22 protein-coding genes and 2 pseudogenes are annotated in these 25,788 nt (G+C 43.0%); 9 read left to right on the top strand and 15 right to left on the bottom strand.

The features are described from left to right. Window positions 1-130 precede the first annotated feature (130 nt). The gene (locus FTU66_RS12800) at window positions 131-910 is read right to left on the bottom strand and encodes an NAD-dependent epimerase/dehydratase family protein (RefSeq protein ID WP_180112906.1); all 780 of its coding nucleotides are present in this window, start codon (window positions 908-910) and stop codon (window positions 131-133) included. A 36-nt stretch (window positions 911-946) separates the two neighbouring features. Here FTU66_RS12800 and recG point away from each other — a divergent pair, with 36 nt between their 5' ends. Further along, a complete protein-coding gene (recG, locus tag FTU66_RS12805) occupies window positions 947-2,992 on the top strand; it encodes an ATP-dependent DNA helicase RecG (RefSeq protein ID WP_180112907.1) in 2,046 nt (681 codons plus the stop codon). A gap of 18 nt (window positions 2,993-3,010) precedes the next feature. Next, on the top strand, window positions 3,011-3,646 hold the full coding sequence (locus FTU66_RS12810) for a ComF family protein (RefSeq protein ID WP_180112908.1): 636 nt from the start codon (window positions 3,011-3,013) through the stop codon (window positions 3,644-3,646). 74 nt (window positions 3,647-3,720) lie between these two features. On the opposite strand, the gene FTU66_RS12815 is transcribed toward FTU66_RS12810, so the two are convergent. Further along, window positions 3,721-4,131, bottom strand: a complete 411-nt coding sequence (locus FTU66_RS12815; RefSeq protein ID WP_004974664.1) for an NUDIX domain-containing protein — start codon at window positions 4,129-4,131, stop codon at window positions 3,721-3,723. 1 nt (window position 4,132) lies between these two features. Then, on the bottom strand, window positions 4,133-4,735 hold the full coding sequence (locus FTU66_RS12820) for a TIGR00730 family Rossman fold protein (RefSeq protein WP_026438479.1): 603 nt from the start codon (window positions 4,733-4,735) through the stop codon (window positions 4,133-4,135). 154 nt (window positions 4,736-4,889) lie between these two features. On the opposite strand from FTU66_RS12820, the gene FTU66_RS12825 reads away from it, so the two are divergent. Next, a complete protein-coding gene (locus FTU66_RS12825) occupies window positions 4,890-5,903 on the top strand; it encodes a CorA family divalent cation transporter (protein ID WP_096901036.1) in 1,014 nt (337 codons plus the stop codon). Between the two features lie 45 nt (window positions 5,904-5,948). On the opposite strand, the pseudogene FTU66_RS12830 reads toward FTU66_RS12825, so the two are convergent. Further along, a pseudogene (locus FTU66_RS12830) lies at window positions 5,949-6,422 on the bottom strand (transposase); the annotation flags it as partial. Between FTU66_RS12830 and FTU66_RS12835 the strand changes: the two are divergent. Beyond that, a pseudogene (locus FTU66_RS12835) lies at window positions 6,411-6,551 on the top strand (transposase domain-containing protein); the annotation flags it as partial. The pseudogenes FTU66_RS12830 and FTU66_RS12835 overlap by 12 nt on opposite strands. A 100-nt stretch (window positions 6,552-6,651) precedes the next feature. Here the strand turns inward: FTU66_RS12835 and FTU66_RS12840 are convergent. The 8 genes from FTU66_RS12840 to dxs form a co-directional block, all read right to left on the bottom strand. Then, window positions 6,652-6,939 (bottom strand): STAS domain-containing protein, encoded by a 288-nt coding sequence (locus FTU66_RS12840; RefSeq protein WP_180112909.1) that lies wholly within the window; start codon window positions 6,937-6,939, stop codon window positions 6,652-6,654. A 12-nt stretch (window positions 6,940-6,951) separates the two neighbouring features. Beyond that, complete coding sequence (locus FTU66_RS12845; protein WP_004974651.1) at window positions 6,952-7,587, bottom strand: phospholipid-binding protein MlaC; 636 nt, start codon at window positions 7,585-7,587, stop codon at window positions 6,952-6,954. Between the two features lie 15 nt (window positions 7,588-7,602). After that, on the bottom strand, window positions 7,603-8,280 hold the full coding sequence (locus tag FTU66_RS12850) for an outer membrane lipid asymmetry maintenance protein MlaD (RefSeq protein ID WP_096901228.1): 678 nt from the start codon (window positions 8,278-8,280) through the stop codon (window positions 7,603-7,605). Continuing rightward, window positions 8,280-9,059: a lipid asymmetry maintenance ABC transporter permease subunit MlaE gene (mlaE, locus tag FTU66_RS12855; protein ID WP_180095330.1), complete on the bottom strand. Its 780-nt coding sequence runs from the start codon at window positions 9,057-9,059 to the stop codon at window positions 8,280-8,282. Before mlaE ends, FTU66_RS12850 begins: the two co-directional genes overlap by 1 nt. Then, window positions 9,056-9,874 (bottom strand): ABC transporter ATP-binding protein, encoded by an 819-nt coding sequence (locus FTU66_RS12860; RefSeq protein WP_180112910.1) that lies wholly within the window; start codon window positions 9,872-9,874, stop codon window positions 9,056-9,058. Before FTU66_RS12860 ends, mlaE begins: the two co-directional genes overlap by 4 nt. Window positions 9,875-10,263: 389 nt before the next feature. Continuing rightward, entirely contained in the window at window positions 10,264-12,105 is a 1,842-nt protein-coding gene (locus tag FTU66_RS12865) for a DEAD/DEAH box helicase (protein WP_096901229.1), read from the bottom strand. Window positions 12,106-12,589: 484 nt separating this feature from the next. Continuing rightward, entirely contained in the window at window positions 12,590-13,420 is an 831-nt protein-coding gene (locus tag FTU66_RS12870; protein WP_019836885.1) for an inositol monophosphatase family protein, read from the bottom strand. Between the two features lie 104 nt (window positions 13,421-13,524). Then, on the bottom strand, window positions 13,525-15,435 hold the full coding sequence (gene dxs / locus FTU66_RS12875) for a 1-deoxy-D-xylulose-5-phosphate synthase (RefSeq protein ID WP_180112911.1): 1,911 nt from the start codon (window positions 15,433-15,435) through the stop codon (window positions 13,525-13,527). Window positions 15,436-15,743: 308 nt separating this feature from the next. Between dxs and ribA the strand changes: the two genes are divergently transcribed. Next, window positions 15,744-16,346: a GTP cyclohydrolase II gene (gene ribA / locus FTU66_RS12880; protein ID WP_004974633.1), complete on the top strand. Its 603-nt coding sequence runs from the start codon at window positions 15,744-15,746 to the stop codon at window positions 16,344-16,346. A gap of 44 nt (window positions 16,347-16,390) precedes the next feature. Here the strand turns inward: ribA and hemN are convergent, their stop codons facing one another. Next, window positions 16,391-17,764, bottom strand: coding sequence for an oxygen-independent coproporphyrinogen III oxidase (hemN, locus tag FTU66_RS12885; protein WP_180112912.1), 1,374 nt, complete (start codon window positions 17,762-17,764; stop codon window positions 16,391-16,393). Between the two features lie 231 nt (window positions 17,765-17,995). Here hemN and hemF point away from each other — a divergent pair, with 231 nt between their 5' ends. The 3 genes from hemF to aroE all read left to right on the top strand — a co-directional run bounded on the left by hemF (window position 17,996) and on the right by aroE (window position 20,350). Beyond that, window positions 17,996-18,940: an oxygen-dependent coproporphyrinogen oxidase gene (hemF, locus tag FTU66_RS12890; protein ID WP_179989898.1), complete on the top strand. Its 945-nt coding sequence runs from the start codon at window positions 17,996-17,998 to the stop codon at window positions 18,938-18,940. Between the two features lie 318 nt (window positions 18,941-19,258). After that, window positions 19,259-19,465 (top strand): hypothetical protein, encoded by a 207-nt coding sequence (locus tag FTU66_RS12895; RefSeq protein ID WP_180112913.1) that lies wholly within the window; start codon window positions 19,259-19,261, stop codon window positions 19,463-19,465. A gap of 96 nt (window positions 19,466-19,561) precedes the next feature. After that, window positions 19,562-20,350 (top strand): shikimate dehydrogenase, encoded by a 789-nt coding sequence (aroE, locus tag FTU66_RS12900; protein ID WP_104852603.1) that lies wholly within the window; start codon window positions 19,562-19,564, stop codon window positions 20,348-20,350. 101 nt (window positions 20,351-20,451) lie between these two features. Here aroE and FTU66_RS12905 read toward each other — a convergent pair whose 3' ends face one another. Beyond that, the gene (locus FTU66_RS12905) at window positions 20,452-22,842 is read right to left on the bottom strand and encodes a hypothetical protein (RefSeq protein WP_180112914.1); all 2,391 of its coding nucleotides are present in this window, start codon (window positions 22,840-22,842) and stop codon (window positions 20,452-20,454) included. A gap of 225 nt (window positions 22,843-23,067) precedes the next feature. On the opposite strand from FTU66_RS12905, the gene FTU66_RS12910 reads away from it, so the two are divergent. Next, the gene (locus tag FTU66_RS12910; RefSeq protein WP_004974621.1) at window positions 23,068-24,891 is read left to right on the top strand and encodes an acyl-CoA dehydrogenase C-terminal domain-containing protein; all 1,824 of its coding nucleotides are present in this window, start codon (window positions 23,068-23,070) and stop codon (window positions 24,889-24,891) included. A 194-nt stretch (window positions 24,892-25,085) separates the two neighbouring features. Here FTU66_RS12910 and FTU66_RS12915 read toward each other — a convergent pair whose 3' ends face one another. Further along, window positions 25,086-25,604 (bottom strand): DinB family protein, encoded by a 519-nt coding sequence (locus tag FTU66_RS12915; protein WP_180112915.1) that lies wholly within the window; start codon window positions 25,602-25,604, stop codon window positions 25,086-25,088. Window positions 25,605-25,788: the final 184 nt, after the last annotated feature.

Here is a 25,788-nt window from a genome sequence, read left to right on the forward strand (position 1 = left end):
TTTCATGTACTTATATTAACAATCAAAACTCAAGGAAAATAGTCCTTAGTTAAATCAAACGACACTTCATGTCGTGTCGCTTATATCTCTGACCTGAAGGACTGAGTTTTACGCTCCATTTGATAAATGATTACACATTGAATAATTCAAATCCACTCGCCACCATCCTCTGGGCAAAAATCCTTTTCCCTGTTTCTCTCTCACTTTCCAATACCAATTCAGGTAAATTCAATTCACGCTGAATCTTTAAAATCATTTCATGCAAAGGCTGAGCTTGGTTATTGCTACAAATATATGATGGTTCTGGATGTTCCACGTGAAGCAAATATGCCAAAAACCCCGCCAAATCATCAATATGAATCCGATTTGACCAATGTATATTCGGGTAACTTTGTGTGCTTTCCGCAAGTTTGAGCATGCGTGCTGTCGAAGTACCATAAATACCCGAAGGACGTACAATCACACATTGTTCAGGATAAGCCTGTTGCCACAAGTGTTCCATCTGCAACAACAACTGCCCTTGTACATCATTCGGCTTAGGCACAGTATCATCATCAATACATTCACCTGCGTTTTCGCCATAAACCCGTGTAGATGACACCACAATAATTCGCTTTACAGGATGATCTTTTAATGCAGCGACAATCGGCTGCACAGAATCTACATAAGTCTGTTGATACGCTTCTACAGAACTCAAAACCGTATTCCGAGATGGTGCAAGTAATACATAAACGGCATCAACAGGTTGAGTCTGTGATAAATCGAGCTGTTGAATATCTTGAAGCAGATGCGTCATATCAGGATCTGTTTTCGGACTGCGGCTAATTGTGGTAATTTGATGACCGAGCGTAAATAGTTGTTTTGCAACACGCTGCGATGTTTTACCATAACCAATAAATAGAATATGCATTCAGCACCTAATCATAGCATTTGAAGTTGAGGGGACATGGCTGCAGTCCATCAGTTGCAAGGGGTAGGCTCTGCCTCTGCTGCATTACTCGAAAAACTAAATATTTTCACTACAGATGACTTGCTGTTTCATCTACCGCGTGACTATGAAGATCGTAGCACGATCATTCCCATGAACCAATTAAACGTGGGGCGCAGCTATTTACTCGAAGGTGTGGTTAAAGGGGTCGATTTTCCACCGGGTAAACGCAAGTCGATGGCGGTCAATTTAGAAGATGAATTTGGAAAAATCACCTTACGTTTTTATCATATTTATAAAGGTATTACAGATCGTGCCAAACTCGGCAATCGTTTAAGAGTATTTGGCGAAGTACGGGTTGGGGCGCGTGGTCTGGAAATGTATCACCCCGAATTACAACTCATTACTGAACATACCCCACTGCCTAAAACCCAACTGACTGCCATTTACCCAAGCACCGATGGGCTGACCCAAGCCAAATTACGTGAATACGTCAAACAGGCCTTGACACAGCATAGTGATGATTTGCCTGAACTCCTGCCTGAAAAAATGACCAATGGCTATGCACTCAAACAGGCGTTGGATTATATTCATCATCCACCTTTAAATGCCAATATGCTGCAATTGGCACAAGGCTCACATCCTGCACAGCAACGCCTGATTTTTGAAGAATTGGTGGCGCATCAAGTCAGTTTACTGACCCGACGGGCTTATATTCAGCAAATTGCCTCACCTGCCTTTTCCCCAAGTCAAAAACTAGCGCCTGCGTTACTCGGCAACATGCCATTTCAAATGACAGGCGCACAGCAACGGGTTTCGCAAGAAATCATGCAGGATTTGCAGCGTAATAAACCCATGCTGCGCTTGGTACAAGGTGATGTAGGTGCAGGTAAAACGCTGGTCGCTGCAGTCGCAGCGAGTCATGCGCTAGAAGAAGGTTGGCAAGTCGCGCTGATGGCACCCACTGAAATTTTGGCAGAACAACATTATCTGAACTTTCAAAAATGGTTTGAACCATTGGGCTTAACAGTGGCATGGTTGTCTGGCAAACAAAAAGGCAAAGCACGCGCAGCGGCTGAACTGAGCATTCAAGATGGTAGCGCCAATTTGGTGGTTGGGACACATGCGTTATTTCAGGACAATGTGCAATTTGCCAAATTAGGTTTGGTGATTATTGATGAACAACACCGTTTTGGGGTCGATCAACGTCTGGCTTTGCGCAATAAAGGTGCCAATCACACTACACCGCATCAATTGGTGATGACTGCAACGCCTATTCCGCGAACTTTAGCCATGTCCGCCTATGGCGATTTGGACACTTCGGTGATTGATGAACTACCGCCAGGACGTACACCTATTCAAACGGTGACTATTCCGCTAGATCGGCGTGAAGAAGTCTTACAACGCATTGCCAGCAATTGTGCCGAAGGCAAACAAGCCTATTGGGTCTGTACCTTGGTGGAACAGTCGGAAACCTTAGATGCGCAAGCTGCCGAGGCGACTTTTGCTGAAATTAAAGAACGCTTTCCTGAACTGAATATTGGGCTGGTACACGGCAAAATGAAAGCCGATGAAAAACAAGCCGTCATGCAGCAATTTAAAGACAATCAATTACAGTTGCTGATTGCCACCACAGTAATTGAGGTCGGGGTCGATGTACCCAATGCTTCAATTATGGTGATCGAAAATGCCGAGCGTTTAGGACTTTCACAGCTACATCAGCTACGTGGACGAGTCGGACGGGGTGCCAAAGCCAGTTTTTGTGCCCTGTTGTATAAAAATCCACTTTCGCAAAATGGACAAGAACGCTTGCGGATTATGCGGGAAACCAACGATGGTTTTGTGATTGCAGAAAAAGATTTAGAACTGCGCGGCCCAGGTGAACTCTTGGGAACCAAACAAACGGGAGATATGGGCTTTCGGGTGGCTAAATTAGAACGGGATGATCATTTGTTGGCACAGGCGCATCATGTGGCACAGCAAATTTTAAACGATTATCCTACACATGCCGAAGCTTTGCTAAAACGCTGGCTGCCTGAGGCACCACGTTATGCCTATGTTTAAACGGATTGCAGTCCTAAGATGACTCAGCCGATCAATCTACTACAATGCGGCATACAATGGCTGCGCCAACTGCAACCGTGTCAGCTCTGCCATAGCGACACGCAATGGCAACATTCGGTCTGTCAAACCTGTTGGCAACAATTGCCGTGGCGTAGCCAAGCGGTACAACGACAAGAAATGCAGATTCAAGTCACTTTTGATTATCACTATCCAATTAATCACATCATTCAACAATTTAAATATGAACAGCAGTTACATTACCAACTGCTTTTAGTAGGCGCGCTAAAACAACTGTCTTATCCTAAAATCCAAGCCATTGTACCGATGCCAATTTCCACTGCCCGCTTGACTGAACGCGGCTACAATCAATCTTTATTGTTAGCAAAAGGACTAGCGCGGCATTTAAATGTCCCGATTTGGCAACCTGTGACCCGCTTACAACAGCACGCGCAAAAAGGCTTAAGTCGCTTAGAACGATTGGAAGACATCCAACAGCAATTTCAAATTCAGAATGCGCCTAAAATCCGTTTTCGTCGGGTTTTAATTGTGGATGATGTGGTCACGACGGGCAGTTCAATTCATGCACTCAAACAGCAGTTGCTCAAGCTCGGCTGTCAAAAAGTCGAGGCGGTTTGTCTGGCCAGTGCTGAATAAAAAAACTATTCGGTTGAATATGCTCAACGCATTAAAAAGTTGAACTTAAAATATAGAAGAATGATCAACTGCTCTTAATTTTGTTGTAAATATTGTTTTAACCACGGCATCACCACTTCACGGGTCAGCGGTGCCAACAAAGTATCTTGATCATCCAAATCCACCCACTTCATTTCGGCAATTTCAGCAGCAATTTTTGGTGCCTGATCAAGCTGAACCCAATACACATAACTGACCAAACGGCAGTCGGGCTCATTGGCCGTTGCTGTTTCATAGCGTCCAATAAATTGTTGAATTTGCGCCTGACAGCCAATTTCTTCGGCAATTTCTCGCAACATGGTCGTTTCAGGCGCTTCATTGGGTTCTAATTTGCCACCGACCTGCATAAAACACGCGGTATGCTGTTTACGCACCACCAATAACTGCTGTTTGACATTTAAAATAATTGCAGCTGCAACGGTAATGATGTTGTTGATCTCAGCCATTTTATTTCGCCAGTTCCTGCTGCACCCACTCTAGCTCAGGCACTTCCCATTTCATTTCAGGAACACGGTATTGTTCAAATTGCTGCAAAATATTGTCAATACAATTCGATACAATCAATGCCTCACAAAAACGTGGCTGAGTAAAACCTTTTTCAGAGGTCTGTCTTAAAAACTTCAGCAAATCATCATAAAAGCCAGCTACATTAAAAAAGGCACAGGGTTTTGAGTGAATTCCTAATTGTGCCCACGTCCATTGCTCAAAAATTTCTTCTAAAGTTCCAGAACCACCCGGCAAAGCAATAAAGCCCTCGGCCAATTCTGACATTTTTATTTTGCGGGCATGCATGTTTTCTACGATGTGTAATTCGGTCAAATGCGGATGCGCCAATTCATGCTCTGCCAAACTTTCAGGCATGACACCAATTGCACGCCCACCTGCGGCCAAAGTACTATCTGCCACCACACCCATTAAGCCTGAGCGTCCACCGCCATAAATTAAAGTTTTGCCTTGTGCAGCCAATGTTTCACCCACTTTTCGTGCATTTTCAACAAAAACTGAATCTTTTCCTGGGGCAGAACCACAGAAAATAGCAATTGACGACATCATTTTTTCACCATGTTATCTGGCTGTCATGCCATAAAATTAAACTTCAGGGAGATTTTTAAATAAAATAGCATTCTGAGCAGTGTATTTAGTAAGATCCTTGTCTAAAATACACCCATCCACAAAACCCATACTGCGCAAGGAGAAAAGACGAATGCTTGAAGCCTTTTATGCCACAGAGCGCGGTAGTCTGGAAGATGCCACCATTAACGGTGGTTTTGATTTGCATCCAGATCTGGTCTGGATTGACCTGATTGCCCCTTCACAAGAAGAACAGCAATGGGTACTAGACGCATACTCACAAAATTTACCAACCTTAAAATCTTTGGAAGATATTTCATCTTCAGCGCGATTCTACCGTGATGATGACGGTATTTTACACATTAGTACCTATTTTTTAACTAAAAATAAAAACTATCAAGTCGATGGTGAAACTGAAGACAATTCCAGTATTTTAGCCACAGTGCAAACCGTTGCCTTTATCTTACATAAAGAACACCTGTTTACCCTACGCGGTGAAAAATTAGTGGCATTTCGGGCATTTCGGGCACGGGCACGACGTAACGACTACGAAATTGATTATAAAGACCCGACTTGGGTGCTTTTAGGCTTGCTTGAAGCCAAACTGGACGAACTTGCGGATATCTTAGAAGATATCCACAAGGACTTGGAAAAGTATTCCACAGAAGTTCTGAATAACCGTCATCGTGAGCAAATTTTAGACCTCGATGACATGATTACCCGACTGGCACAATTAGAAGACATGCTTGGAAAAGCGCAATTGTGTTTGATTGATTTACGTCGTGTCCTGACCTTTTTGGCACGTCCGCGTGCGTTGGGCAGTCATATTTACGATGCCGACATTCGAGAACTCAGTGAAGATGTACGCTCACTGGTCGAACACGATGCCTTCTTATTCCAAAAAGTGCGCTTCTTGCTCGATACCACTTCAGGCTTCATTAACACCGAACAGAACGACACGATTCGTCGATTCTCGATTTTGCCGAGTATGTTAGCGCCACCGATGTTGGTTGCCAGTGTTTATGGTATGAACACCGATGTGTTACCTTTTGCCAAAGGCACCACCAGTTTTATTGTGGTCAGTATTATTTTAATTGGCTTCTTTATTGGTCCATTAATTTACTTTAGATGGAAAAAATGGATTTGATGCCTTTTATTCCCTCTCTTTTTAGGCATAGGTATCTACACATCTTTAAGTACCTAGTGCAATGGTTGCGATTTCATTCAGTTCATCTATTGAATATTCTGAGAGCAGTTGAAGAGTATTTAGTAAAATCGAGAGTCCTGCCAATATGGCAGGCGCACTCTCTATCTTGCCTCTTTTCTGTTGTCTACCTGAGAGCCTAGTCAGAAATGCACGGACTTTCTGATTTTGTTCATCTGTACAACGCTGCACTCTCCACGTCAACACACAAGCCATGCAACTGATCAGCAAACGCCTTAAAATCGCTTCTGGCGTAGTCTGAAGCCATGACTCAATATCATGGCCTGCTTGCTTGAGAAGTTTGAAATAACATTCGATTGACCAACGCCAGTAATACCAAGTCGTCAATTCCACTGCGGTAATCTCGGTTGGTACATTGCTGATCAATGACCATCTTGCAACTGTCTTTTCATTAATATCTTTAACCACCGCAATAATCAGTCTAGCCTCAATTGCAGCACCTTAATCCAGTCAGCAAAACTGAATGGACTGGACCCTTATGCCTATTTAAGTGATGTGTTGAAAAGACTGCCGACACAGAAAATAATCCAGGTTGAAGAATTACTACCGCATAAGTGGAAGCCTGCCTGACTCAAATAAGCTTCACTGGATGCTTACGAATAAAGCGGGAAACTAAACGCAATAAAAAAGCACCTTACAAGAAGGTGCTTTTTTGATGGTTTTTTCAGTTTTAGACGATTAGCTGCAAATCATCTTGCAAATGACAGGCTTGAATGATCTTCATCATTTTTTCAGGAACCGCTTTAAACTTTAAGCCCTTGGCTTCAGGCGTCTGACGCAACCATTGCACCAAAACGGCCAAAGCCAAAGTGCTTCCGTGTTCCAGCTGCGCCAAATTGACCACCAGAGGCAACTGCTGCTGACGAATCAACTGCAGACCTTTTTGGTAATATTGCTCTACATTACTGAAATCTATTTTTCCAGAAACACATAATTCCTGATTTGATAATTCAATCACGCCACACCTAACCTATTTTTTCTTTTCAACCGCAGCTTCTGCATCTGGCTTAAAGGTTGCAATGGCTTTATCAATATTGCCACCATTACGCTTCACGTTCGCTGCAAACTGGTTACGGAATTGCAAACCTAAATCAATACCCGACACGTTAATGTTACGGATTTTCCATTGGCTGCCTTTGTCTGCCAATTGGAATGACACAGGAATTTTTTCACCATTATGCAAGAAGTCAATGGTCACCACTGGGTTCTTGCTGTTGGTCGCCTTATAAGGACGCATGGTGTAGCTTTGGTTGCTAAATTTCGCAAACGCTGTGCCATAGTTCTCAATTAAGGTTTCACGGAAGTTTTTCTCAAACTGCGCGCGCTGTGCTGCTGAACTGTATTGGTTCGTCGCATAAGTACCCATCACAATACGGGTAAATGCTTGCGCATCTACATACGGATCAAGGTTTTGACGCACAATCGTTTTGACCAATGCTGGATTGTTCTGCAATTTAGCATGATCTGCTTTTAAACGTGCAATCAAGCTATCGGCAACTTTTTTCACAAAAGCTGGTGGCGCTTCTGCAGGTGCAGCAAATGCAGTTCCTGCCAACATGGTTGAAAGTACACTTACCGCCAGAGTTTGCTTTAAAAGTGTTTTCACGGACAATCTCCTTCATTACTCAACAAATGACACTTCTGCATCTGTTGTTTCAGCTGTCGCTGTGTCTTTATCTGCGTCTGACGCTGCGTTGGATGTTTTCGCTGCACCGCCAGTAATAAACTTACTGATTAAATCTTCTAAATCCATGGTGCCTTGCGTGTTGGCAATACTTTCGCCACGCTTCACAAAGTTCAAACCACCACCTGGAACCACTTTGAGATATTTCTCACCCAATAGACCATTGGTTGCTACCATTATGTAAGCATCCTCATCAATACTGGTGATGGATTTCATGTTACCCAACAGTTGTTGTTCCATTTCTTTTTGTTGCTGAGGATTTGCTTCTTGGTATTCTGCACTGTAACGCAATTCTTCAAGCGCATAATTTTGCACTGTTTTTAGTTGTTCAGGATTAAAACTGGTCAACTTGCCATCCAGTTCAAATTCAACTGTAGCCAAACGCGATACAGGGTCTAGGGTAATATCATTGACGCGACCAATGGTGACACCGCTCATAGTGACTTTGGCGCGTGGTTTTAAACCATTCACGTTGTCAAAAGTTGCGGTCATATTGTAACTGTCGCGCAAATTGGTACCCACCAATCCACTGACTTTCATAGCCAAGAAAAATAATGCAATGCCTGTCAAAATGACAAATACACCTACGGCCAGCTCACTTGTACGTGATTTCATTAAACACCTCCGAACATGACCGCAGTCAACACAAAATCAAAACCTAAAACACATAATGAAGAATACACCACGGTTCGTGTGGTCGACGTCGCAATGCCTTCCGATGTTGGAACACAGGCATAGCCTTGATATACTGCAATCCAAGTACAAATTAATGCAAAAACAAAACTTTTAATAATTGTGCCATTAAAAATATCTTTATAGAACTGCACGCTGCTTTGCATACCGCTCCAGAAAGAACCTTCATCGACACCTAGAAAATCGACCCCAACCATTTTGCCGCCCATAATGCCAACCGCAGCAAAAATAATGGAGAGCATTGGCAGGCTGACAATTCCTGCCCATAAACGTGGTGACACGATACGCTTGAGTGGGTCTACCCCAATCATTTCCATACTGGCCAATTGTTCTGTGGCTTTCATCAAACCAATTTCTGCAGTTAAGGCAGAGCCTGCACGTCCTGCAAATAACAGTGCAGCCACTACAGGTGCCAGTTCACGCAATAAAGTCAAAGACACCATGGTGCCTAACATGGCTTCTGAACCGATATTGACCAAAATGGAGTAGCCTTGTAAGCCCAAGACCAAACCAATAAATAAACCCGACACCGCAATAATCAATAACGACATCACGCCAACACGGTACATTTGGTATAGGAACAGCTTCACCCCAAGCAGAGTTGGCATGGAAAATAGAATTTGCAACAACATTTGGGTGGCGACACCAATGCCACGAACACGCTCAATGACGCGTTGACCTAATGCGGCAATAGCATTCATGAACGCACCTCATCACTTAAATAAGCCCGATGGCTAAATTGATAATCGACTGGCCCTTCGGCAGCGCCTGTTAAGAACTGACGTACAAATGCCGATTCATGCTGTTTTAATTCTGCAGGTGTACCTTCGCCCTGAATCACGCCTTCCGCGATAATATAAATGTAGTCGGCAATTGATAAAGTTTCACCAACATCATGCGAGACGATAATAGTGGTTAAATCCAACGCTTCACGCAACGAGCGGATTAAACGAGTCAACACACCTTTTACAATCGGGTCTTGCCCTGCAAATGGTTCATCGTACATGATCAATTCAGGGTCTAACGCAATCGCACGCGCCAATGCCACGCGACGGTTCATCCCGCCTGAGAGTTCTGCAGGCATGAGCTGTTCTGTGCCACGCAAACCGACTGCTTCAAGTTTTAAAGCCACCAGTTCTGCAATTAAATGTTCAGGCAACCGGGTATGTGCACGCAATGGAAACGCGACGTTTTCATATACGCTCATATCGGTAAATAACGCACCGCTTTGGAATAACATGCCCATACGTGCGCGCGCAGCAAACAACTCCTGACGCGACATTTGCGCAAGATTTTTTCCATCCAGAAAAATATCACCATGATCGGGAGTCAACTGACCACCAATCAAACGTAATAACGTGGTTTTACCAGTACCTGAAGGTCCCATAATGGCAGTAATTTGACCACGGCGAATCTTTAAACTGACATTTTCGAAAATGACACGTTTCCCTCGTTTAAAGCTCAGTTCATTGACTTCAATCAATGACGGCTCATGTTGAGGCATTGGATTATTCATAGCTGAGGGTCTTCCTGCATTTTTTCAGCACGCATACTATAAAGGATTGAAGCGCAAAATGTTATCTAGCAAATTTTTAAAAACTGTGCACGTATTGTTCAAGCAGTCTTATTATTGTTATTTAAATCACTTTTAGGACAGCAACAATTTAAAAGTAAGAAGAAATAATATAATACATTAAATTGCATAAGATGAGTGCTAAACCAATATACGGCATCATTCCCTCTCTCGTCTGCATGAGCAATCGTAAGCTATTGATGTTCATAATCAGCAAATAGAGTTAAAAACGTGACTTATTATACATTTTATTTATCTAAAACAAAAATATTTAACATAAAAAAACCAGTGCTGAGCACTGGTTTTTCTTTATACAAATTGCTATCGCGATCTTAGTCGTTAAATTTACGACGTGGGCGATCAAAACCACCTTCACGGCGTGGACGATCTGAATTGAACTCGCGACGTGGACGATCTTCACCACCAAAAGAACGCTTAGGACGATCATCAAACGAACGTGGTTGACGGTCACCAAAACCACCTTCACGACGATCACCAAAATCACGTTTTGGACGATCACCGAAGCTACCTTCACGACGTGGTTTGTAGTCTACGCGGTTGCCACGGTTGTCATCATTCGCATCAAAACGCGGCTTATCGTTGAAGCCACCTTCGCGACGCGGACGGTCTGAATTAAATTCACGACGTGGACGGTCATCAAATGAACGCTGTGGACGATCACCGAAACCACCTTCACGGCGCGGACGGTCTGAGTTGAACTCGCGACGCGGACGATCTTCAAATGAACGTTGTGGACGGTCACCGAAACCACCTTCACGGCGTGGACGGTCTGAGTTGAACTCACGACGCGGACGATCTTCACCAAATGCAGGACGTTCACCACGTGGTTTGTCATCAAAGCTGCGACGTGGACGTTCATCACCGCCTTCACGACGTTTAAAGTTGCTTTCGCCTTCAAAACGACGACCGCCACCAAAACCGCCACGACCACCGCGACCGCCATCACGACGACCACGACCACCGTCACGACCAGAACGTGCTGGAGGTGGAGATGGCTCTAAGCCTTCAATTTCAGAAACGCTTAAACGTGCATCTAAGAAATCTTCCAACGCACGGATTTTGCCGCGCTCACGGTAAGTTGCCAAAGTAATCGCGTTACCAGTACGACCCGCACGACCTGTACGACCAATACGGTGTACATAGTCTTCATTTTTCATTGGTAAACCGAAGTTAATCACGTGAGAAATAGTTGGTACGTCTAAACCACGTGCTGCAACGTCTGTTGCAACCAAGATTTTTGCACGGCCTTCGCGAATGCTGCGTAAACGACGGTTACGAACGGTTTGTGGCATTGCACCGTGTAGTGCAACAACCGAGTGACCCGCTTCAGCCAATTCTTCAGCCAACATATCGGTATCTTCTTGAGTAGATGCGAATACAACCGCTTGATCTACACCTTCATCAGATAACCAGTGTGACAATAATTTTTTCTTGTGCTCGAAACCATCAGTCCAGTGTAAAGTCTGGGTGATGTCCATGTTCGTTGAGTGACCTGTTTCAATCGCAATACGTACAGGCTCATTCATCATGCGTTCTGCAAGTGTGATAATACGGCTTGCAAAAGTTGCAGAGAACATCAAGGTTTGCTTACGGTTAGCAGCTAAATCGCTAATCGCTTCTAGGTCTTCAGAGAAGCCTAAATCGAGCATACGGTCAGCTTCGTCTACAATTAAGGCATCAACTTTATCAAGTTTGATTTGACGACGGTTCACCAAGTCAAGTAAACGACCTGGAGTCGCTACAACCACTTGCGCACCTTTTAATTGTTGGATTTGCTTACCAAAAGGCATACCACCCATGATTGCTGCAATACGTACACCTTTCATGTGACGTACAAATGCAATCGCGTCTTGGCTAACTTGTTGAGCCAATTCACGTGTTGGGCAAAGCACTAAAATTGACGGCTGAGTAATAGCTTTCATACGCTCTTTAAATGGTACGAAAGTATCTTGATTAGCAAGCGCGTTTAAAGTTGGGAGTAAAAATGCAGCAGTTTTACCAGAACCTGTTTGGCTAGATACCAATAAGTCTTTACCTTCAAGTGCCGCTGGGATCGATTGTTCTTGAACAGGAGTCGGCGTAGTAAAGTTCAAGCCTTCTAAAGCTTGTTGTAAAGATTCATGTAAAGAAAAATCAGCAAAAGTTTTGCTCATAGAGATTTTCACCCTGAAAATGGGTGCTCCATTAAATAAAGTCAGATGGACATCGGCAAAAAGCGGTACAGCAATTATCGCTGACAATTTAAGATTCAGCGGCGATCCGAGTAACGACGATGTGATATAACGCACGCATGATTACGGCTTAACCTGAAGGAATCGCTTTAGCGATTGGGGCGCGAGATATCGTCCTCTCTTTGGACCGCACGCGCATACACAATGATTAGAAGAGAAATGTTCAGGTAATGAACAGAAATTAAGTGCGTGCGCGGATTATAGCAGGATTATTTTAAAAGTCACCTTATTTAATCGACTTTTGCTGTTTTTTGTGTAAACAGTGATAGATTCTGCTTTTATGGCTAGTATATGGACGATAACAACAGATTTAAAACCAGCAGTTTTAGACCGTTAGGTAAAAGAAAAGCCCTCAGGATGAGAGCTTTGCTAAGTGTCTTATTTAAGTATAAATATGATCAGCTGATTATTTCGCTGCTTCGCCCCAAGCAGGCACAACCGCTTTCATAAGTGGTTTTAACATTTTCATTGAACATGCCAAAACTTGCCCATTTTCCATAGAGTCGCTGCCACCACGTGCATCGACCACAGTACCGCCCGCTTCTTTCACAATTAACTCACCCGCAGCAATATCCCACGGTTTTAAGCCAAGTTCAAAATAACCATCTAAACGACCTGCAGCCACATAAGCCAAGTCTAATGCAGCAGAACCTGCACGGCGGTATTGAGCGCCTGCTTCTGTCACATTCAATAAACTTTCAAAATGGTTTTTGGCATAAGAAACAATTTCGCCATCGCGCTTAGCACGATAAGCATGACCCACTGCCAAGAAGGTGTTGTCTAAACTGTCTTTTACATTTACACGAATACGACGTTGATTCATCATCGCACCACGGCCACGGCTCGCAGAGAACAACTCATCTTTTACAGGATCGTAAATAACACCGTGCTGTGTCACACCTTTGTGTTGCACTGCAATCGAAATACAGAAATGAGGGAAACCGTGAACAAAGTTTAGCGTGCCATCTAAAGGATCAATCACCCAACACCAGTCGGCATCGTGACCTTTGCCTTCCTGCATGCCAAATTCTTCGCCCAGGAAGCTGTGATTTTTATAACTTTTGCGTAATGTATCAATGGTCAATTGCTCGAGGTAACGATCTACGCGCGTTACAGGACCATCAATGCCTTTTTCTTCGACTTGTAGATCGAGTTTATGACGATTCTGATGCGCTTTTAAAAGCTCTTGACCAACTGTTTGAGCCGCACGCGCAGCCATCACCACCATAGGTTCCATTGAACACCCACTACAAATTTGAAGAGATTGATAAAGAATAATGCATGAAAGCCCCAATATTTTAGCAAATATTGAGGCTTTTGGGGAAGAAGTGTTGCTAAAAATTAATTCAATATAGATTGATGCAGTTTTTGCCAAGCATTTTGCATTGATTTTTCAATGCCTTGTGCATCTAAACCTGCCTGTTGCAGCATTTGACCATGTGTCGCTTGTTGCATAAAGCTATCTTCTAAACCTAAATGAATAATCGGTTTGACAATCTGGGCCTTCGCCAAGTATTCACTCACGGCACTGCCTGCACCACCCATAATCGCATGCTCTTCTACAGTGACGAATAATGCAGTGCTGTCTGCAATCTCAGCTAACAGCTTTTCATCCAATGGCTTCACAAAACGCATATTCACCACACGTACTGCGACATCGTGCTGCTGAGCAAACGCTTCAGCCGCTTCAACTGCAGCTTGCACACGGCTACCAAAAGCCAGCACTGAAATATAGTCATCATATTGTGGATTGAACTGCGCCACAATTTCAGCTTGTCCCAATGGAATTGCTGTCATTTGCTGCTGAATTTCGACACCCAAACCATGCCCGCGTGGATAACGCACTGCTGCAGGGCCGTTATATAAATAAGCCGTGTGCAGCATTTGACGACATTCATTTTCGTCTTTTGGTGCCATAATGACGATATTCGGTACGGTACGCATATAGGCATAGTCGTAAGCACCTGCATGGGTCGGGCCATCTTCACCCACCAAACCTGCACGATCGATGCCAAAAGTGACATCTAAGTTTTGCAAAGCGACATCATGAATCAGTTGGTCATAACCGCGCTGCAAGAAGGTAGAGTAAATCGCCACCACAGGCTTTAAACCTTCGCAGGCCATGCCCGCAGCCAAAGTCACGGCATGCTGTTCGGCAATCGCGACGTCAAAATAGCGTTCAGGAAATTGTTTGGCAAATTGCACCATGCCCGAACCTTCGCACATGGCTGGCGTAATTGCCAATAAACGCGAATCTTGTTCTGCCTGATCACATAACCACTGCCCAAATACATCAGAATATTTAGGTGCGGTAACTGGTGCAGCTTTGGCATGAATTTTACCAATGGCGTGATATTTAATTTGATCGGCTTCTGCAGGCGCAAAGCCTTTGCCTTTTTTGGTATAAACGTGAATTAAACGTGGGCCTTTACGTTTTTTCAGCGCATTAAACACGTGTGTGAGTTGTTCAACATCATGTCCATCGAAAGGGCCGAAATAATCAAACCCAATCGCTTTAAATAAGTTGTCTGCAGCTTCAGTAGCAGCACAGTGCAAACGTGAGTTGTATGTCCATTTTGGATGCGGCTGCACGTAAGCCTCACCTGTTTCACTGACATAAACCGATTCACCACGCTCCCAAATGGCAGCAAGATGTTTGGCAAAGCCGCCTGTGCTACATGAAATTGACATATCGTTGTCATTCAGCACCACCATCATATCGGCTTGGTGGGCCACTGCATCATTCATGGCTTCAAAAGCCATACCTGCCGTCATGGCACCATCGCCAATAATGGCAACAACTTCACACGGGTTTTGTTGATAACGTCGTGCCAACGCCATCCCCAATCCTGCAGAAATTGCTGTTGAGGAGTGACCAACGCCAAAGGTATCAAAAATAGATTCTTCACGCGCAGGGAATGCAGCCAAACCATCTTTGGCGCGAATGGTGGTGAGTTGCTCGCGGCGTCCTGTTAGGGCTTTATGCGGATAAGCCTGATGACCGACATCCCAAATTAAGCGATCGTGTGGGGTATTAAAGCAATAATGCAGCGCAACGGTCAGTTCGATCACGCCTAAGTTTGCGCCAAAGTGTCCTCCACTTTGACCTGCGGCATACAAAATGAATTGACGTAACTCATCTGCCACCTGTGGAAGCTGGCTTTGCGCGAGTAAACGTAATTGCTGCGGATGGTCAATCTCATCGAGCAATGGTGTTACAGGGCGTTGAGTTGGAATTTCTGTATACAGCATATGTGGCAAAGCCTTCTAAAGCCTGGCAAATCCTAAGCGAGGTCAATGGGAATTACTCGATCATATAACCGAATGGTATTACCTTCAATCAGCCACATTTCTAGCGATGTAGTTTTGAGCAGTGATTTCAGTTGGGCACACGTTGGGTGGGTAGATTATCCTGAATAATCTAACTATTTATCAACCATTATCGTGCGCTTTATACAAAAAAGAAAATCTTCTGTATAAATTCGTGTTCGCTATTCTACTAATGTCTGAGCATTACGCTATACTTTAAACAATTTATCGACTATTTCACGAGTTAAACAGTGCCGATTAAGTTTGTCGCAACCTCACGATTACCGACCGCATTTGGTGAATTCAACATTACGGTATTTCAAGATCCTGAAACTGGCGAAGAACACGTGGCATTATCCAAAGGTTTGGACACTGCGCCAACCCAGCCCGTTCTGGTACGGATTCACTCAGAATGTTTAACTGGCGATGCTTTCGCGTCTTTAAAATGCGACTGTGGCCCACAGCTTCAAGCCACTCAACGTCTGATTAATGACGCAGGACAAGGTGTGATTTTATATTTACGCCAAGAAGGTCGCGGGATTGGCTTGACCAATAAAATTCGTGCTTATGCCCTGCAAGATCAAGGACATGACACGGTGGATGCCAATTTAATGCTGAATTTACCTGCCGATGCACGTCGCTATGATATGTGCAGCATTATGCTAGATCATTTGCAGGTTAAAGCTGTGCGCTTAATCACCAACAACCCTTTGAAAATTCAAGCATTACAGGAACAAGGGATTACGGTGGTAGACCGTGTGCCTTTAACTGTGGGTCTAAATCCATTCAATGAAGAATATTTGCAAACCAAACACGAACGCATGGCGCACATGTATGATAAAGGTGACTTCTGAGTCACCTTTTAATTTTTGAATTAAATAATTTCTACTCAACTTACTTAAATCGTCATCGAAAAAATACGATTATTCGGCATACGGCGTTTTAAACGCAAATCAAAGGCCATACAAATATTGCGCACAAAAGGTTTACCTTTTTCCAAAATCTGAATGTGCTGATCTTGAATGAGCAGTAATTCATCTTCCTGCATTTCCTGTAACTGTTGCAGCACTTGCTCAATTTCAGGAAATGCCAATTCTGGACTGGCCCACGACGTTTCAAAGCTGCACATTAAATTTAAAATATGCTGACGTATTACCAAATCTTCCCGATCCAGCACATGCCCTTTAAACACAGGAATTTCATTGCAGGCTAAACGGGCATAATAATCTTCAATGCTTTTTTCATTTTGCGCAAAGCTATACCAACTGTCGCTAATAGATGAAGCACCCAAGCCAATCATAAGCTGCGTTTTAGATGCGGTATAGCCCATAAAATTACGATGCAAGGTACCATTTTTAAACGACTGATACATGCCATCACGTTCTAAGGCAAAGTGATCCATCCCAATTTCATGATAACCATAGGCCAAAAGACGCTGTTTGCCTTCTTCATAGCACTGACGTTTTAATTCATCTTTAGGCACATCTTCATCTTTAAAGCCACGCTGCCCATTGCCTTTAATCCATGGCACATGCGCATAACTGTAAAATGCCAAACGGTCTGGCATTAAACGTTGGGTCTGCTCAATGGTATTCAGTACATCGTCTAGATTTTGAAAGGGCAAACCAAAAACCAAATCATGTGAAATAGAATCATAGCCAATTTCACGCGCCCACTCGGTCACACGTTGCACATGCTCAAAAGGCTGCATCCGATGAATGGCGCGCTGCACTTTTTCATTATAATCCTGCACGCCATAACTAACCCGACGAAAACCCAAGTCATATAAAGCCTGTAAATGTTCACGGGTGGTGTTATTGGGATGACCTTCAAAACTAAATTCGTGCTGTTCTGCCACTTTGGCTTTTGCCAAAATGCCTTGAATAAGCTGCGTCAAATGTTCGACAGAAAAGAAAGTTGGTGTGCCACCGCCCAAATGAATTTCTTTAATGATGGGAGTGCTTTCGAGCAACTGACAATATAAGTCCCATTCTTTTAATAACGCCTGAATGTACGGTTGCTCGACTTCATGGCGTTTGGTGACGCGTTTATGACAGCCACAAAAAGTGCATAGGCTTTCGCAAAATGGCAAATGAATATACAGACTGATGCCTTCGCTGGCATTAGATTCATCAAACGAACGCTTCAGCGTTTGCTGCCACGCCTCGGCAGAAAAGGTAGCATCATCCCAATAAGGTACGGTTGGATAACTGGTATAACGTGGTCCAGGCACATTGTATTTTTGAATTAAAGAATTTGCCTGCTGTGTCATCCACTCTGCCCCATTCAGTTAATTGCTGCTGACTAAAATTTAGATTGTAAAAACTATTGTGCTGAGCTTGTGCATGGAAATCAACCTAGTCTTTTGCTCGGAATACATGCTGAAATACAAAGCACCTTGCGCAATTGCATGAGCGATTTGCAGCAAACTGGATAAACCCCTTAATTTTTAGACAGTTTTATGTTTTGATGTAAGCCATTTTATTTTTATGCTGAGGTGGCCATGTCGCATCCTACTCACGCGGATATTCAACGTGTACGTGAATTTCTTCTCGATTTGCAGGCGCGAATTTGTGCGGCTTTAGAACAACAAGAACAGGCAGGTGGTGGAAGCGCACAGTTTGAAATTGATGACTGGCAACGTCATGAAGGTGGCGGTGGTCGTTCCCGCGTCTTACAAAACGGTACGGTCATTGAAAAAGGCGGAGTGATGTTTTCGCACATCAATATTTCCAAACTGCCTGCTTCTGCAACTGAACGTCATCCAAATATTGCAGGCGCACCTGCGCAGGCGATGGGCGTGTCATTGGTGATTCACCCGAAAAACCCAAATGTACCCACCTCACATGCCAATGTGCGTTTATTTGTCGCTGAACCTGAAGGACAGCCGCCAATTTGGTGGTTTGGTGGTGGTTTTGACCTGACACCATTTTATCCAAATGATGAAGATGTAGTGGCATGGCACCAAACAGCACATGACTTATGTGCCCCTTTTGGCAATCAAGTCTATGCAGAACATAAACAATGGTGTGATGACTATTTTTATTTAAAGCACCGCGATGAACAGCGTGGCGTGGGTGGTTTATTTTTTGATGATCTGAATCAATGGGACTTTGACACCTGTTTCAACTATATTCAGGCGGTGGGTAATGGTTATTTGGCTGCAATTCTGCCTATTTTTGAGCGTAATCGTGACAAAGCCTATACCGAAGCACAACGTGAGTTCCAGCTTTACCGTCGTGGACGCTATGTGGAATACAATCTAGTTTACGACCGCGGCACTTTATTTGGCTTGCAGACAGGCGGACGGATTGAGTCCATTTTAGTCAGCTTACCAAACTTGGCGGGATGGTCGTACCGTCCTGAATGGGCAGAAGATTCCGCAGAGAAAAAACTCACCGACTATTACTTAAAACCACGCGATTGGTTAAATCTCAAGACGAGTTAAAGCTCGCGACTGGTGAAACCTTGCGTACATCGCAGTGTAAAAAAGATCACATTCAAGGTTCAAAAAAGCGATTCTTCCACGAATCGCTTTTTTACTTACAAACTTTATTGCTTATTTTCAAATCAATAAATATGCACAGCATGAATTAACTGTCATGATAGTGCGGATGGATTTTAATAGATGATGTGACCGCGCACCCTATTCGACCATGCACAAATAGGATTTAACTATCCATACATCAAACCATGAGTCAAAGGCGAATTCATCAAACTGTCAAAGCCTTATGTCACACTGCGCCACATCTGTCAGGAGATCCGCATGTTTAGCCCGCTGTTCAAACACAAAATCTTTTTATTTTGGGCAACCTTTGCCATGTTACTTGGCTCAATTTGCATGACCTTTATTTTTGAAAGTCATCTTTCAGATGGCTTAGCCCTTAGTAGCAGCATTTTAGCGGGCATTGCCATGTTCGTGATTGCCACTATTTTGGTATTAGAAACCGTTTTAGAGATTTGTAATCCTTAAGTCCAAAGACTCCCACCGTTTTATACCGCCATAGGCTTTAGTCCGCGCTGAATTTGACGTATATTGATGCACATTTCAGCACATGGATTTTGGCAAATGCGCAAACAATTTGCCGTGATTGGCAACCCAATTGAACAATCACGTTCTCCTGAACTGCATCATGCCTTTGCAGAAAAAACAGGCATTGACCTGCAATACAGCAAACGCCTTGCCCCTCTTGATGGTTTTAGAGACAGTGTTGCAGACTTTTTTAATCAGGGCGGTGTAGGCATGAATGTAACCGTGCCTTTTAAAGAGCAAGCATTTGCCCAATGTGGCGTATTAACCGAACGTGCCAAAATTGCCAAAGCAGTCAATACCTTGTGGATGCAAGATGGTGTTTTGCATGGCGACAATACCGATGGTCAGGGTTTGGTTGATGCCATTCGTGCTTTGGGCTGGAATTTAGAGCACAGTGATATTTTGATTATTGGCGCTGGTGGTGCAACCCGCGGGGTAATTTATCCGTTGGTACAAGCAGGCGCAAAAAAAATTGTGATTGCCAACCGCACCCTTGCCCGTGCTGAACAACTGGTTGCTGACCTACAAGCTGCCGTACCGCAAGCAGAATTACAAGCCATGGCACTTACCGATTTAACAGGTCAATTTGATTTAGCCATTAATGCGACGTCTGCCAGCTTAACGGGAGATGCCCTCACCTTGCCTGAGTGTTTGCAGTTTAATTTTGCTTATGAAATGGCTTATGGCAAACCTTCGAGCTTTTTAGAACAAGCCAAAGCGCGTGGCGTACCGACTTCGGAAGGTTTTGGCATGCTGGTCGGACAGGCGATTGAATCTTTTTATATTTGGAATGGCGTGAAACCTGAATTAAAAGATTTCCTCTAAATCATCACCAAATAAAAATAGCCCTTGAGCAGCAAAGGGCTATTTTTTTATTTAAACTGGGCAATATTGTTGAACGCTGATTGCCCATTTTCACCCACGGTTTATTTTACAAATTTCTGCATATCTTCATACACATCCATATATAACTCATAATCAATCTGTTCAGCCTGATCTTCAGTTAAAGTACGAATTGAATTTTGGCTCAATTTGCCCTGCTGACGATCAACATACGTCTGCCCTAAAATATCTGCCGTTTTCTTTAAATTTTCCAAGTCTGGCACATCCCAATCATAAGCTGCTTCATAGGCTTTTAAATATTGCTGAGCAAATATCTGTTGTGGTTGCTTGTATTGCTGTTTCAGCTTACGCCATTCAAGTGCGACTTTATTTTCATCGACTGCATCTTCAGTCAAATTATTGATACGACGACCAATTGCATTATTGAATTGCTCATCTTCTTCTAAATGATGCTTGGCTTGTAAGGCTTCAATCCGTTTTAGCGCGGCACCTTTCGGGTCATAGTAGCGCTCATCACTGAACCAATAGGCATACACTTCTGCCATTTCCTGCAAGGTTTGTGGACTAAGATTTTTTACCCACATACTTTGCTCTGCTGCCATGTGCACTAAAAATAAAGTCTGATAAGTCTGACTAAAAGATTCTGTTTGTTGATAGGTTTTTTGCGCCAACTGCGCCAATTCTTCATCATAACTTAAGGCAGGTTTTACAGTGGTCTTATCTTTATTTTCTGCAGTTTCCTGCTCCAAAGTCCGCCCTAAATTTGTCACCCATTTTTCTAAAATTGAGTCTTTGCTGACCTCTTGAATGGATTTGGCTTGACGCAGCGCACTACGGTCAATTTTGCTGGCTTGCCCATAATTCGCAATGCTGACATCGTTATACACATGAATTGTGCCGTAATTTTCGCGTTTAAATTGCAACGCATAATCAATTTTTGCAGCACGCCCCTGATCATCTAAAGCCACATCAATTTGAATCGGTGTTTTTTTATCTTTAGGTGTAGCGTTCATAATCTGCTGAATTTCAGCCTGATGTTTTTGCCACAAAGCTGCAAAAGCGGCGGCATCGACCAATTGTTCCGAACGGTATGGTTCAAAAACTTTAGCTAGCTTTTCTTGCGGTGAAGCAAAGTGCTCATCTAAAACCGATTGTGCCTGCTCAGCACGACTTGGGCTAAATGCTTCTAATTCATAGGCATAAGCACAGTAGGTTAAATCTCCAACTTTGGCTGTTTTTGCTGTTTCGATCAAACGCTGACAGTCTTGTTCGCTTAGCATACTTGCGGTGCTTGCTGAATCTTCTGCCTGCTCAGCAGCCGCTTTAACGGCTTGTTCAGCTGCGATCATGGCATCTTCACTGGCATCTGCTGAATAATCTGCCACATTACTCACTGTCGTTTCAGTTGCATAAAATTTCTGACTGACCAAATCACGTAAAGCAAGGGTGGCTTGATACGCCACAAAAGCCTCTTGGCTCATGCCATAATCTTCAGCAGTTTCATTGTGTTTCAAGTAGTCTTCAACACTTTCTTTGGCCGATGTATCTTGCGTAATTTCAGCTTGTTCAGCAGCATCTTCGGTTGTGGTCGCCTGCCCCAATACAGTCTGTTGCAAATACGGTGCATTGACCTGATCAAACATGGCAAGCTGCAGCAACATATCTTCCAAACTACTGTTCAAACGAATTTTTTCACTAATTTTTTGCTGACGGTCTTGTGCAGTTAAAGATAACTTTTGAATATGTTTAGAATCTGCCAATACATACGGCACCGCATTCATGGCTTTTAAGTATTCGGCAAATTGTGCCACTTTAATCCGCTCAAAATCGGCTTTGTATTTAGAAAAGTCGATATAGGCAAAGTCATTTTGACTGTCTTTATTCACCAAATAAGGCAACAAAGAAAAATAGTTGGTATAGAACTTATATTCATTAAAATCGACCACCATCGGTACTTTCATTTGCACCAAAAGTGTCGGTTTTTCATAGCGTGCTGCCACATTCAAAGCAGCAATTTTTTGCCGATAATGCACCGAGCCATCGTAGCTAAACTCAGTATCATTCAATACATTCAACAGAAAATTAAAAGGACTCGATTTTTCGATTGCCCCTGCAGCATAGGAAGCAGAGTTTTGTTCCTTAGCCATTGCCGTATATAAGTTTTGTTTTTCTTGTGTACTTAAACGGACTTTTTGCTGTTTTAAATACTGATCTAATTGCTTTTTAAGTACAGGATCAAGTGTGGTAGGAGCAATATCCGTTACTTTTGGTGTTGCTTCAACTAAATTGCTCTGTACCCGTAATTTGCCCTGAAAATCATAACTAGGTGTTTCAAAGATGGCATTTAACCCCGTAATTGCCTTTTGTTCTATACTTACCGTCTGATTGGAATTGGTCTTAATGACATGCTGCGAACAACCTGTAGCAGCTAAACTAAAAAGACATAAAGATAAATATTTTAATTGTATCTTCATTGCTAAACACCTTATATTCATTATAGATTGGTCTGTTCAAACGTACAGATTATGATACATTGTAACATAACACTTCATTCGTTTTTGTAAGGTGAATAATTTTCAGTATTCGCATTTCTGACATTTTTATTCGCTATTCTTATCAATGTTTTTTGATCATGAGTGTGAATAATCAACATATCGATACAGATAATCCAAAACTATTTCTAAATTAGGATTAAGACTATGCCAGCATATAAAGCCCCATTACACGATATTCGTTTCTTAATGAACGAAGTGCTTGATTACCCGACCCATTACAAAAATCTTTCTAACGGTGAACTTGCGGACGCAGATACAGTCGATATGATTTTGGAAGGTGCAGCAGATTTCTGTGAAAATGTACTTTCTCCACTCAATCAATCAGGCGATGAAGAAGGCTGTCATTTTGAAAATGGCAATGTGACCACACCGAAAGGCTTTAAAGAAGCCTATGACCAATTTGTGCAAGGTGGCTGGCAAGGTCTGTCTTACCCTGAACAATACGGCGGTCAAAACCTGCCAATGTCGCTAAACCTCATCAAATCTGAAATGATGGGTACAGCAAACTGGTCATTCCAAATGTATCCAGGTTTAAGCGTGGGTTGTATCAACACCATTATGCAATTTGGTACAGACGCGCAAAAAGATACCTATTTACCGCACTTGGTTGCAGGTACTTGGTCAGGCACCATGTGTTTGACTGAACCACAATGTGGTACCGACTTAGGTCAGGTAAAAACCAAAGCAGAACCACAAGCCGATGGTACGTATGCGATTTCAGGTACCAAAATCTTTATTTCTGCAGGCGAACATGACCTGACTGAAAACATCATTCATATTGTGTTAGCACGCCTCCCAGATGCGCCTGCAGGCACAAAAGGTATTTCATTATTTATCGTACCGAAATTCTTGCCAACAGCAGAAGGTACGGTGGGTGAGCGCAATCCTGTCACTTGTGGCTCTATTGAACACAAAATGGGGATTCGCGCGTCTGCAACTGCAGTCCTAAACTTTGACAATGCCGTGGGTTATTTGATTGGTGAACCAAACAAAGGCTTACATGCCATGTTTACCTTTATGAATACTGCACGTATTGGTACAGCAATTCAGGGGATTTGCCATGCAGAATTGGCATTCCAAGGTGCATTACCGTATGCCAAAGAACGTATGTCAATGCGTGCGCTTTCAGGTAAAAAAGACCCTGAAAAAGTAGCTGATGCAATCATTCACCACGCCGATGTACGTCGTATGCTCTTAACGCAAAAAGCCGTGGCAGAAGGTGGTCGTGCCATGATTTATCATGCTGCACAATTGGCAGATAAAATGAACGACGCTTTAATGCGTGGTGATACTGCAGCTTTTGAAGCGCATGATGACCATTTAGGTTTCTATACCCCAATCTTAAAAGGCTTCTTAACTGAAATGGGTTATGAAGCTGCCAACCACGGCATGCAAGTGTACGGCGGTCATGGCTATATTAAAGAATGGGGCATGGAGCAAATTGTACGTGATTCACGTATTTCTACCCTGTATGAAGGTACAACTGGCGTTCAGGCGCTCGACTTGATTGGTCGCAAAGTGTTGTTAAGCTCTAAGGGCAAAGTGATTCGTGACTACACCGCTGAAATTTTGAAATTCTGTGGTCAACATGCACGTAACAAATACATGCGTCGTTTTGCATGGGACTTAACCAAGCTATGTGCTCAATGGAACGCATTAACCGTGCGCATTATGTTGGCAGCTCGTAAAGACCGTGACATCGTATCCAGTGCTTCAGTGGACTTCTTGATGTTCTCTGGTTATGTCATGATGGCTTATTTCTGGGCGCAACAAGCGGCTGTGGCTTCGACCAAATTGGCTGAAGGCAATGGTCAGGAAACACCTGAGTTCTATAAAGCCAAAATCAAAGTTGCAGATTTCTACTTTGAGCGTTTATTGCCACGTACCCAAGGTCATGCAGAAGCAATGGTCAATCCATCTAAAACCATGACTGCATTAGCACCAGAACATTTTAGTTTTGACTACTAAAATATTCTAAGCAGATGTAAATCAAAAGAGCGCGTAATGCGCTCTTTTGGTGTTTACTTCAGAAAGTAAGTACTCGAATCTACACATCAATTAAAATTACTTTTAATGTGCTGTTGGAAAACCATGAAATACCCACTGAATCAGATATAAAATCAGAAAAATTAAAATCACTAGACATAAAATTTCTAGTCGTTTCATTCAATTCGCTTCTTAGCCTTGTCTTCTAGCAACATATAAATTAAATCAAGCTCAGGACAGACATATCCCATTGCGGTTAAAGCCGCGGTAATTTGCCCACGATGATGAGTTGCATGATTGAACACATGCATTAGGGTTGCAGCATAGGGTAAGTGCATCTCCACGCCAGTTGATGTTTTATAGTGCAGCTCTTGATGAAAAACATTCTCATCCACCTGATTTAAAAAATAAATCCAGTTTTCAGCCTTCTTTTCAAGTTGCTCAACAAGCTGTGTTCTGTTGGTTTCCACAATACTATCTAATGGCAAAGTTGGTGAGTGGTGCAAAGCAAAACGTGGAAACCACAAATGATGCTCACCGACCAACAAGTGATTCAGAGTGCCAAAAATACTTTTAAAATATAAGCCCTGATCCAAGAAAAAATCATCATCTGAAACCAATAGCAAAGTCTGATTTAGTTTTTGAGTTGCCCAAAGATTATAGCGGGCAAGTAACTCAAACGTTTTTAAATCCATTTAAAATTATCCTATTTGAGTTTTATTATGAAAATTGAATCAAAAGTTCAAACTATATTAACCCGAATTACGGATAAGAAAAGCCCTTGAAAAAAAGGTAGTTAGAGCCATTTAGAAAGTTACGACACAACCCAAAGGCTCTAACTACCATGTACGATTTTACAGAAATTTTTTGTATTGTTGA

Origin of the sequence: Acinetobacter sp. YH12131 (genome assembly GCF_013418635.1) — a bacterium.
Classification (GTDB): domain Bacteria; phylum Pseudomonadota; class Gammaproteobacteria; order Pseudomonadales; family Moraxellaceae; genus Acinetobacter; species Acinetobacter towneri.